The organism is Deltaproteobacteria bacterium, assembly GCA_026712905.1.
In the GTDB taxonomy this organism is placed as follows: domain Bacteria; phylum Desulfobacterota; class Binatia; order UBA9968; family JAJDTQ01; genus JAJDTQ01.
Window position 1 is genome coordinate 1 of the sequence record JAPOPM010000107.1, and the last position, 1,643, is coordinate 1,643.

A 1,643-nucleotide genomic window follows, 5' to 3' on the forward strand; every position below is an offset into this window, starting at 1 on the left:
GTGGGAGGCCCAGGCCATGAGGGACGGCGACGTCAAGTTCCAGAACTTCCTCAAGGGCCAGGGCGTCAAGATCATCGAGTTCTCACGCTCCGACCGGGAGAAATGGAAGAACACCGCGGGCGTCAAGAAGATCAACGCGGACTGGGTGGCGAGCGTGGAGAAGGCGGGTCTGCCCGGCAAGAAGGCTCTCGACGTTTTCCTGAGCGAGTAGTCCGGTGGGGGGCCCGGGGTTGCGGGGCCCCTTCCCGTACGTACGCAGTATTCTCTTCAGCATCTCCATCCCGGATGGCCACTTGACATGGGTTCAGGGCTTCGACTAGTGTCCTGTGTCACGCCGTGAGACTCGGAATCGCGTGGTCTCGATGGCGGACAGCAGCGCGGCGTTCGGGTTGCGCAAGCGGTTCGGGAGGCAGCCGTGTCGTATGACGATTATTCCGTAGTGGATTGTGACGGCCATGTGGTGGAATGGATCCCCGATATGGCCGACTTCATGAGCGACCGCATCAAGGGCCAGGCCACGAACCCGGCCCGGGACCGCCAGGGGGTGTTCCCTTCCATCGACGGGATGCACTTCGCCCTCCACGCCGGGACCACCGGCAGCGAGCGGGTCACCGCCAGCGAGTACATGCCGGGGAGCGGCGAGGACTGGGTCGCCTTCCTCGAGCAGGCCGGCATCGACAAGACCGTCCTGTTCACCACCGAAGGGCTTTCGGTAGGCCTCATCCAGATACCGCGGTACGCGGTCGAGGTCTGCCAAGCCTACAACGACTACATCTACGAGAAGTTCGCCAAGGTGAGCGACCGGCTGCGGCCGGTGGCGCTGCTGCCCATGCAGGACGTCCCGGAGGCGGTGAAGGAGCTTCGGCGCGCGGTGGAAAAGCTCGGCTTTGTCGGCGGCATGTTGCCCTCCACGGGACTTCCGCTGCACCTGGGCCACCAGAGCTACTGGCCGGTCTACGCGCAAGCCGAGCGCCTGGGGGTGCCCATCGCCATTCACGGCGGCTCCAACCTGGGCATGGGAATAGACACGTTCACGAACTTCACGGGCTCCCACGTCCTGCATCATTCGATCCCGTTGATGATCGCGCTGGTGTCGTTCATCTACCACGGCGTGTTCGACGCGCATCCGAAGCTCAAGGCGGCGTTCATGGAAGGGGGCTGCGGCTGGCTCGATTTCCTCATCGACCGCATGGTGCGTGACGAGAATTACTTCGACGCCGCGGACCAGCCCAAGATGCGGCCGGTAGAGTATCTCAAGGGCGGCCGGATCCTGCTGGGATGCGAGGGCAGCGAAGAGACCCTGGCGTACGTCGCGAGCAGGGTAGGCATCGAGGCCTTCGCTTACGCCTCGGACTATCCGCACGAGGTGGACTTGCCAGCGGCTAAACACGAGATCGAGGAGGTGGTGGAACGCGACGACATGTCCAGGGAGGACAAGCAGGCGGTGCTGGGCGACAATGCGAAGCGGTTTTTCAACCTGTGAGTTTTCGTGGTGAACGGAGGACGTTGGGCCTTGACGCGTCAGCGTCACGGTAAGGCAGTTAACATCAGAAAGGGGAAAGCATGACCGCAGTAACGAAATCGTTGGCCGTCTTCTTGATGGCAGGCCTACTGTGCGCCGCCGGGGTGGTGGTCCCGAGCGA

General features: G+C 63.2%; 2 protein-coding genes. Both read left to right on the top strand.

Features of this window, described 5'->3' with window-relative positions; translation table 11 throughout:
• A partial coding sequence (locus OXF11_08290) for a hypothetical protein (protein MCY4487098.1) occupies nt 1-211 on the top strand: 211 nt, incomplete at its 5' end.
• Between the two features lie 204 nt (nt 212-415).
• Complete coding sequence (locus OXF11_08295) at nt 416-1,483, top strand: amidohydrolase family protein (GenBank protein MCY4487099.1); 1,068 nt, start codon at nt 416-418, stop codon at nt 1,481-1,483.
• Nucleotides 1,484-1,643 lie beyond the last annotated feature (160 nt).